9 protein-coding genes and 1 rRNA gene are annotated in these 7,554 nt (G+C 63.4%); 8 read left to right on the top strand and 2 right to left on the bottom strand.

The window, feature by feature from the left end; translation table 11 throughout:
* The first annotated feature begins 62 nt into the window (after positions 1 to 62).
* Positions 63 to 176 (top strand): 5S ribosomal RNA (rrf, locus tag HMPREF3087_RS01055).
* 232 nt (positions 177 to 408) lie between these two features.
* Here the strand turns inward: rrf and HMPREF3087_RS01050 are convergent.
* Positions 409 to 921, bottom strand: a complete 513-nt coding sequence (locus HMPREF3087_RS01050; protein WP_070427742.1) for a flavin reductase family protein — start codon at positions 919 to 921, stop codon at positions 409 to 411.
* A gap of 31 nt (positions 922 to 952) precedes the next feature.
* Between HMPREF3087_RS01050 and HMPREF3087_RS01045 the strand changes: the two genes are divergently transcribed.
* Together HMPREF3087_RS01045 and HMPREF3087_RS01040 are read left to right on the top strand one after the other, a co-directional pair.
* On the top strand, positions 953 to 1,225 hold the full coding sequence (locus HMPREF3087_RS01045; protein WP_061943832.1) for a DUF3039 domain-containing protein: 273 nt from the start codon (positions 953 to 955) through the stop codon (positions 1,223 to 1,225).
* Positions 1,222 to 3,021, top strand: coding sequence for a DEAD/DEAH box helicase (locus HMPREF3087_RS01040; RefSeq protein ID WP_070427741.1), 1,800 nt, complete (start codon positions 1,222 to 1,224; stop codon positions 3,019 to 3,021). Before HMPREF3087_RS01045 ends, HMPREF3087_RS01040 begins: the two co-directional genes overlap by 4 nt.
* Before the next feature lie 26 nt (positions 3,022 to 3,047).
* On the opposite strand, the gene HMPREF3087_RS01035 is transcribed toward HMPREF3087_RS01040, so the two are convergent.
* On the bottom strand, positions 3,048 to 4,373 hold the full coding sequence (locus HMPREF3087_RS01035) for a nicotinate phosphoribosyltransferase (RefSeq protein WP_070427744.1): 1,326 nt from the start codon (positions 4,371 to 4,373) through the stop codon (positions 3,048 to 3,050).
* A gap of 79 nt (positions 4,374 to 4,452) precedes the next feature.
* Here HMPREF3087_RS01035 and clpS point away from each other — a divergent pair, with 79 nt between their 5' ends.
* The 5 genes from clpS to rdgB are packed head-to-tail and all read left to right on the top strand — an operon-like array spanning position 4,453 to position 7,512.
* Positions 4,453 to 4,749: an ATP-dependent Clp protease adapter ClpS gene (gene clpS / locus HMPREF3087_RS01030; protein ID WP_062019850.1), complete on the top strand. Its 297-nt coding sequence runs from the start codon at positions 4,453 to 4,455 to the stop codon at positions 4,747 to 4,749.
* Positions 4,746 to 5,309 carry a DUF2017 domain-containing protein gene (locus tag HMPREF3087_RS01025; RefSeq protein WP_070427740.1) on the top strand — a complete coding sequence of 188 codons (564 nt, stop codon included), beginning with the start codon at positions 4,746 to 4,748 and terminating at the stop codon, positions 5,307 to 5,309. Before clpS ends, HMPREF3087_RS01025 begins: the two co-directional genes overlap by 4 nt.
* Positions 5,306 to 6,127 (top strand): MBL fold metallo-hydrolase, encoded by an 822-nt coding sequence (locus tag HMPREF3087_RS01020; protein ID WP_083271957.1) that lies wholly within the window; start codon positions 5,306 to 5,308, stop codon positions 6,125 to 6,127. The genes HMPREF3087_RS01025 and HMPREF3087_RS01020 overlap by 4 nt, the downstream gene beginning before the upstream one ends.
* Positions 6,128 to 6,172: 45 nt before the next feature.
* Positions 6,173 to 6,898 carry a ribonuclease PH gene (gene rph / locus HMPREF3087_RS01015; RefSeq protein WP_061943841.1) on the top strand — a complete coding sequence of 242 codons (726 nt, stop codon included), beginning with the start codon at positions 6,173 to 6,175 and terminating at the stop codon, positions 6,896 to 6,898.
* Positions 6,895 to 7,512 (top strand): RdgB/HAM1 family non-canonical purine NTP pyrophosphatase, encoded by a 618-nt coding sequence (gene rdgB / locus HMPREF3087_RS01010; protein WP_062019624.1) that lies wholly within the window; start codon positions 6,895 to 6,897, stop codon positions 7,510 to 7,512. Before rph ends, rdgB begins: the two co-directional genes overlap by 4 nt.
* The last annotated feature ends 42 nt before the right edge of the window (positions 7,513 to 7,554 follow it).

Raw genomic sequence — 7,554 nt, 5'->3', positions numbered from 1 at the left:
ACAAACAATCACTGTTTGTTCGCGTCCACACACAAACGTATTTCAATAACACCCAGAGATTTTGCGGTGGTAAAAGCGTCAGGGAAACGCCCGGTCCCCATTCCGAACCCGGAAGCTAAGCCTGACAGCGCTGATGGTACTGCACACATGTGTGGGAGAGTAAGACACTGCCGCAATCACCCATAACGAAGGCCCTGACAGGTCGCCCCCGAGGGTTGAGCATTGATTTGCTCCCCGGGGCACCTGCAGGGCCTTCACCCATTTACGGGCCCTTCAACAACCGCGCTAACCGTTTTAGGCGCCTTGCTAAACCTCTCTGGCAGCCCTGCTGCGTGTTCTATCCTTTGTTTCCCCGTGCGGCTTCATGCCACCCGGGGATTTTTTTGTATCCGCTCTCAGCTTTGCAACTCAGCTCCGCTCAGTAAACGTCCCATAGGACCGATGAAAACGCTGCAGGGGAGTGCCCTCAGTGTTTCGCTCACCCTGATCGACAACCGGTCCAGACACCAGGGTGTGCGTTGTTATCTCCGTGCGCTGCGCAATGTCCACAGTGAAATAGGCAAGGCAGTCGGCAATGACCACCTCGTCCAATTCGGTCGTCTCCGTGGGGATCTGTGACAACAGTCCGTAGATGGGCTGCCCGGGCGTTCCAAGCCATTCTGCAGTGTCCTGCTGGTCTGCAGACAGAACACTCAGCGTGTACCTGCTTGCGGTATCCAGCGCCTCCATCATCCGTGAACCCGAATAAACAGAAACCGCCATCGTCGGCGGATCCCACGACACACTCATGTAGGAATCAACAGTGATCGCCGCGGTGTGTGAACCCTTCGCACAGGTGAGAACAGCAAGGCCCGTCGACATATAGCCGGTCATACGGCGGTACTCATCAATGCCGACAAGATCACGTTGGGGCGTATCCATAGCCTTCAGTCTAGGCGGCTAGAATGCTGGCATGTCTGAAACGTTCTCGGCTCCCGGTGGCAGTGCCACCATCGAACGTCAGCAACAGGAGCAGCTGACCGAACCCGGCGACCACGAACGCTTTTCGCACTACGCCCCCAAAGCCAAGATCATGGAGGCAATGGTCACCGGAACACCCATCGTCGCCCTGTGCGGCAAGGTGTGGGTTCCCTCCCGTGACCCCCAGAAATTCCCTGTCTGCCCGGCCTGCCGAGAGATCTACGAATCCATGCCCGAAGGCCCCCAGGAGCCCGACGACCAGTGAACGTACCCGGAAGAGTTCCGGGCACCTCGGCAGCAGAACATCTGCCTCCGGCTTATCCCGAACGCGCAGCGTGGGGTACAGCCGGCAAGCTTCGTGCCTGGCAGGCTGAAGCCCTCGAACAGTACTTCACCACCGAACCGCGAGATTTCCTCGCCGTCGCAACACCAGGGGCAGGTAAAACCACCTTTGCACTGCGCCTGGCCGCCGAACTGCTGGCTCAGCGCAAAGTCGACCGCATCACCGTTGTCGCGCCGACAGAGCACCTCAAAGTGCAGTGGGCCGATGCAGCCGGCCGTGTCGGCATCAAGCTCGATCCGCGCTTTAAGAACAGCGACGGTTCAACCGCCCCCGGCTTTCACGGTGTCGCAGTCACCTACGCTCAGGTGGCCGCAAAACCCGTTCTGCACCACAACAGGACGGCCCGCGCACGCACCCTCGTGATCCTCGACGAGGTACACCACGCCGGCGACGCACTGTCCTGGGGTGACGCCATCCGCGAGGCCTTCAGTCCCGCCCGCAGGCGCCTGTCGCTGACCGGTACGCCCTTCCGCTCCGACACCGCTGCAATTCCGTTCGTCGTCTACGAACCCGATGACGAGGGCATCCGCACCTCGCAGGCTGACTACTCCTACGGCTATTCGCGGGCCCTGGAAGACGGCGTGGTCCGCCCGGTCATCTTCATGACCTATTCGGGCAATATGCGCTGGAAGACCAAAACCGGCGATGTCATGGAAACCCTCCTGGGAGCTGATGCGACAAAGGACGTTCACGCTCAAGCGTGGCGAACCGCTCTGGACCCCAAGGGCGAATGGATCCCCGCCGTCCTCAAAGCAGCCGATATCAGGCTGAGCGAAGTGCGGCGCACGGTCCCTGACGCTGGTGGTCTTGTCATCGCAACCGACCAGAGCACCGCCCGCGCCTACGCAAAACAGCTCAAGCAGATCACCGGCGAAGAGGTCACCGTCGTCCTGTCGGACGAAGCCGGCGCCAGTGATCGGATCGATGAATTCCAAGAGTCCGACCGCCGGTGGATGGTCGCGGTGCGCATGGTGTCAGAAGGCGTCGACGTGCCGCGCCTGGCGGTGGGCGTCTACGCGACATCCTCGGCAACCCCGCTGTTCTTCGCACAGGCCATCGGCCGTTTTGTGCGCGCACGCAAACGCGGCGAAACAGCCTCCATCTTCCTGCCATCCGTGCCGATCCTGCTGGCACTGGCAAACTCCCTGGAAGTCGAACGCGACCACGCGCTCGACATCAGACGCGAAGACGTCGAAGACGATGAGCACCTGCTCGACGACGAAGCGATGGAGCAGGCCAACAGGAACGAAAATGCGTCATCGTCGCTGGACGAAGGAGCCTACGAGGCTCTGGAATCACAGGCGTCATTCGACAAGGTGCTGTTCGACGGCGGTGAATTCGGTGCCGGAGGTGCCGTCGGCTCAGAGGACGAACTCGACTTCATCGGCCTGCCCGGTCTGCTCGAACCCGACCAGGTGGCCGAACTCCTGCGCGCCCGGCAGGCCGAACAGGTCAAACGGCGCGGCAGCAGCGGCCAGGCCGCCCCACCACAGCCGCAGGCGGAAGCAGCAGAGCTGCAGCACCGCGCACTGAAAGAAGACCGCAGCAAACTGCAGTCCATGGTCGGAGCGTGGGCCCGCCGCACAGGAAAACCGCACGGCTCCATTCACCTGGAACTGCGGCGTGCCTGTGGGGGACCGGCCGTTGCGCAGGCCAGCCGCGAACAGATCCTCGACCGCATCAACACCCTGCAGCGCTGGTTCGTCGGCAGAAAATAGTCGCCGCTGATTACCCGGGTCGCCGCTTAGGCGTCGTAGAAGATCGTGGGGATCGTCGGGTCGCCGTCCTGCAGGCGGCGAGCCGAACGCGGCAGCTCCGCCATCGCGGCCCGGTGCATTTCCTGAGCGCGGACAACCGCCTGGGGGCCTGTGAAGCTGTCGTCGATTTCCCCATCGACAACAAAGTCCACCTGCAGATCCCGCCCTTCGCCTACGCCGTCGGGCAGGTGGGGCACACCGATTGCCTCCTGCGTGGCGGTGCCCCCTGAGAGCACCCGTCTGGCGGTCTTGAGGCCACCGTGGGAGCCCTTGCCGGCAGCCTTCTTCGCCACCGAGTGCCACGTGCCCTCATCATCCTGCCGGGCCGTGAGCTTATAGACGAGGTTCGCGGACGGCGCACCAGAGCCGGTCACCAGACGCGTGCCAACACCGTAGGAATCCACCGGGGCAGAAGCCAAGGACGCAATCGCGTACTCATCGAGGTCGCTCGTCACCGTGATCGTCGTGTTGTGCGCTCCCAGCGCATCGAGCTTTTCGCGCACCTCGGCCGCCTGAATGCCCAAGTCGCCCGAATCCAAGCGCACACCGCCAAGATTCGGCCCGGCAATGCGAACCGCAGTTTCGAGTGCCGCGTCAACGTCATAGGTATCCAACAGGACAGTCGTGTCAGCGCCGAGCGAATTGATCTGCGCGCGGAAGGCATCTTCTTCCGTTGGGTGCAGAAGAGTGAAGGAATGTGCAGAGGTGCCAATCGTGCGCAGGCCATACCGACGCCCCGCCTCGAGGTTCGACGTAGAAGAAAAACCGGCGACAACAGCCGCGCGGGCCGCGGCAACAGCGCTGCTTTCATTTGTGCGCCGCGAACCCATCTCCGCCAGCGGGCGGCCTCGAGCCACACCGCTCATGCGCGAAGCCGCAGCAGCAACAGCACTGTCGTAGTTGTACACCGACAGAGCGAGGGTCTCCAGAATGACGGCTTCGGCAAACGAGGCTTCGACAATGAGCAGAGGCGAACCGGGGAAATAGACGTCGCCCTCCCGGTAGCCGCGGATCGTTCCCGAGAACCGGTAATCCGCCAGCCAATCCAGAGCGTCCTCGGACACAACACCCGTGTCACGCAGGAAGCGCAGCTCAGCATCGCCGAACTGGAAACGGCTCAACCCTTCCAGAAAGCGGCCGGTGCCGGCAACCACGCCGTAGCGGCGGCCCGCCGGAAGTCTGCGCCCGAACATCTCAAACAAACACGGAGTGTCCGCAGTGCCGGCATCCAAAGCCGCCTGCAGCATCGTCAGTTCGTAATGGTCGGTAAGAAGAGCGGTCGAAGGTCCGTCAGGCGTTGTGAGTTCACGCATACTCGCGAGCATATCGGACCACACAGCGGGTCTTTTGGCACTCCGTGCAATACAGTTGAGAGCTGTGAGCACCACCGCCATGCCCGTCGCAGAATCGGACGTCCTCGCCGACGTCCAGACCGATCCTGCTCTGCCGTGGGTGACGATCGTGTTCAACGACCCGGTCAACCTCATGTCCTACGTGACATACGTGTTCCGGTCCTACTTCGGGTACTCCCGCGAAAAAGCCGCCGAACTCATGCGGCAGGTCCACTGCGAAGGCAAAGCCATCGTGTCCCAGGGATCCCGCGAAGAAATGGAAAAAGACACGGCCGCCATGCACGGCTTCGGCCTGTGGGCCTCCTGCCGCCAGATGGACTCCGGGGGAGCGGCATGAAGATCTCGCCCGGGAACTCCGAATTCGCCCAACTGGAATTCGACAACACAGAAAAGGCGATCATCGCCCGTGTTGTCAGCGACACCATCGCCCTGCTCGACAGCCGGTCCGACAGCGAAAGCGACGACCCGCTGGCAAAGATGGTCGGCATAGAAGACCGCGAACGCCCCACCGACCCAGCGCTTCTGCGGCTGCTGCCGGACGCCGACCCGGAAAACCCGGAAGCCTCCGCCGAATTCCGCCGCTACACCGAAAACGACATCCGCGAAGGCAAAATCGCGAACCTGCAGACCATCCTCTTCACCCTGAGCCGCACCAGCCCCGCCGACATCGGCCGCGACGAAGCGCACGCCTGGATGATTGGGCTCACCGACGTCCGCCTGGTCATCACCAGTCGGCTGGGCATCGTCACCGAAGACGACATGCAGCAGCTCTACGACAATGACGACAACCTGGACGACAACGAAGCCGCCCTGCTGTCCATCTACGACTTCCTGTCCTGGATGCAGGAGCGCTTCACAGAACTGTTCATGAACCAGTTGGACGGAGACGGCCGATGATGAAACTCACTGCGATCGGCACGTCAGGCTCCTACCCGGGACCCCACGCGGCTGCCAGCTGCTATCTGCTGCAGATTGAAGCCGAGCGGACGTGGAACATCGTGCTCGACTTGGGTTCGGGCGCACTGGGGCCGCTGCAGCGCTGGATCAACCGCACCGACATCGACGCGGTGGTGCTCAGCCACCTGCACCCCGACCACTGCCTCGACGTCACCGGACTCTACGTCATGCACCGCTACGACCCGCGGTTCCTCGACGCCGGAGGCCCACCCAACCGTCTGGCGGTGTACGGTCCGGCCGGCACCCGCGAAAGGCTCACGGCAGCCCACCACACGGACCCCGGAGCAAGCCCCGTCCCAGCCGATTCCACCTCGGACGGTTTGGAGCAGGCATTCGAGTTCACCGACATGCGCGACGGCCAGCCGTTCACGGTCGGCCCCGTGACCATCACCCCGCACCTGGTGCACCACCCGGTCGAGGCCTACGCCGTGCGGATCGAATACAACGGTGCGGTGCTTGCCTACTCCGGTGACTCCGACGCCTGCGAGAACCTGACCACAGCCGCGCGTGAGGCCGACCTCTTCCTGTGCGAAGCCGCATTCGAAGACGGCCGCGACACAGTGCGCGGCATTCACCTCAACGGTGAACGAGCCGGCCGCACAGCACAGGAAGCCGGCACCAAGCGGCTGGTCCTGACCCACATCGCCCCCTGGACCAACAGCGACACTGTCACCGCCGCGGCAGCACGCCACTACAGCGGCACAATCGACCTTGCGGTACCCGACCGCACATGGGAAATCCGCGCGCAGCAGCCGTAAAAACCGGCAGACGCCAGCGCCGAACAACAACATTGAGGAGCAGTCATGACCCGCTTTGACGGCCGCACGGCCGATCAGCTTCGACCCGTTTCCTTCCAGCGCGGCTGGCTCGACCACGCCGAAGGCTCCGTGCTCGTGGAGTTCGGCAACACCCGCGTGCTGTGCGCGGCATCCCTGACCGAAGGTGTGCCCCGCTGGCTCAAAGGCGAGGGCACTGGCTGGGTCACCGGCGAATACGCCATGCTGCCGCGCGCAACCCACACCCGCTCAAGCCGCGAATCCGTCCGCGGCAAAGTCGGCGGCCGCACCCACGAAATCTCCCGCCTCATCGGCCGCAGCCTCCGTGCCGTTGTCGACACGGCACAGCTGGGCGAAAACACCATCCAGCTGGACTGCGACGTCCTCCAGGCCGACGGCGGCACTCGCACGGCAGCGATCACCGGGGCGTACCTCGCGCTGCACGACGCAATCGAAAAGGGCCGCGAACTCGGCTGGATCACCAAGAACGCCCAGGTGCTGAAAGACTCACTGGCGGCCGTCTCCGTCGGCATCGTCGACGGCACCCCGGTTCTCGACCTTCCCTACGAAGAGGACTCGCAGGCCGAAACCGACATGAACGTCGTCATGACCGGCTCCGGCAAGTTCATCGAAATCCAGGGAACCGCAGAAGGCAAGCCCTTCGATCGCACCGAACTGGGCACACTGCTCGACCTGGCTTCGATCGGCTGTGCCGAGCTGACCCGCCTGCAGAAAGAAGCCCTCGAAGCATGAGCGGCGGCGAAGGCAAACGCGCGGTCCTTGCCACCGGGAACGAAGGCAAGCGCGCTGAACTCGAAGCGATCCTGTCGCGCACCCTGCCGGGCATGACGGTTGTGACGTCATCGGCTCTGGGACTGGCCAACCCCGTGGAGGACGGCACGACGTTCGAAGAGAACGCCCTCATCAAAGCCCGCGCGGCCGCTGCTGAATCCGGTATGCCCGCCTTTGCGGACGATTCCGGCCTGACCGTCAGCATTCTGGGTGGATCACCGGGCATCTTCTCGGCCCGTTGGAGTGGTGCCCACGGCGATGACCTCGCCAACAACCGGCTGCTGCTGGCTCAGCTGGCCGACGTCAAGGACGCCGACCGAGGTGCCGCTTTTGTGTGTGCCGCAGCTTTTGTCGACACGGACGGCACCGAGATCGTCTGCCGAGGTGCCCTGCCGGGAACACTGGCCCGCGCACCTCGCGGTTCGGGCGGGTTCGGCTACGACCCCATCTTCATCCCGGAAGGTCAGGAACGGTCCCTGGCGGAGTACAGCCGGGAAGAGAAGAACGCGGTGTCTCACCGTGGTCGAGCATTCACTGAACTCGTCGAGAAGGTCCGCGCGCACATCGCAGGCTGACGCCGCAAACGCTGAAGCGCGGCCGGTGCTCATGCACCGGCC

This window comes from Brevibacterium sp. HMSC22B09 (assembly GCF_001806795.1).
GTDB lineage: Bacteria > Actinomycetota > Actinomycetes > Actinomycetales > Brevibacteriaceae > Brevibacterium > Brevibacterium ravenspurgense.
This window is presented reverse-complemented; position numbering and strand designations above follow the sequence as displayed.

Coding starts and splice junctions, on each gene's coding strand:
- HMPREF3087_RS01050 (WP_070427742.1), bottom strand. CDS start 921: ATGGATACGCCCCAACGTGATCTTGTCGGCATTGATGAGTACCGCCGT.
- rdgB (WP_062019624.1), top strand. CDS start 6,895: ATGAGCGGCGGCGAAGGCAAACGCGCGGTCCTTGCCACCGGGAACGAA.
- HMPREF3087_RS01025 (WP_070427740.1), top strand. CDS start 4,746: ATGAAGATCTCGCCCGGGAACTCCGAATTCGCCCAACTGGAATTCGAC.
- HMPREF3087_RS01045 (WP_061943832.1), top strand. CDS start 953: ATGTCTGAAACGTTCTCGGCTCCCGGTGGCAGTGCCACCATCGAACGT.
- HMPREF3087_RS01020 (WP_083271957.1), top strand. CDS start 5,306: ATGATGAAACTCACTGCGATCGGCACGTCAGGCTCCTACCCGGGACCC.
- HMPREF3087_RS01035 (WP_070427744.1), bottom strand. CDS start 4,373: ATGCGTGAACTCACAACGCCTGACGGACCTTCGACCGCTCTTCTTACC.
- rph (WP_061943841.1), top strand. CDS start 6,173: ATGACCCGCTTTGACGGCCGCACGGCCGATCAGCTTCGACCCGTTTCC.
- clpS (WP_062019850.1), top strand. CDS start 4,453: ATGCCCGTCGCAGAATCGGACGTCCTCGCCGACGTCCAGACCGATCCT.